At 37.1% G+C, this 267-nt stretch carries 1 protein-coding gene; it reads left to right on the top strand.

Going from position 1 to position 267, the window contains the following annotated elements; genetic code table 11:
- Positions 1 to 267: acyl-CoA dehydrogenase family protein (locus Q4563_RS20250; protein ID WP_303605790.1), on the top strand; the 267-nt coding region annotated here is incomplete at both ends.

Raw genomic sequence — 267 nt, 5'->3', positions numbered from 1 at the left:
AGACTTCTGCGATTGATCAGGGCGATCATTATATATTGAATGGCACTAAGAATTGGATAACTAATGGCGGAACTTCTAGTCTACATTTAGTTATAGCTCAAACGAATCCAGAGTTAGGCTCTAAAGGAATTTGTACATTCATAGTTGAGACTTCATGGCCAGGTGTAGTTATTGGTGCCAAAGAGGATAAGCTTGGAATTCGTTCTTCAGATACTCATACTATACTTTATAATGACGTAATTGTTCCAAAAGAAAATCTTCTTGGCC

It is taken from the genome of Gilvimarinus sp. 1_MG-2023 (assembly GCF_030548285.1).
Note: the sequence above shows the minus strand (reverse complement) of the source record. Positions and strands in the feature narration are given on the sequence as shown.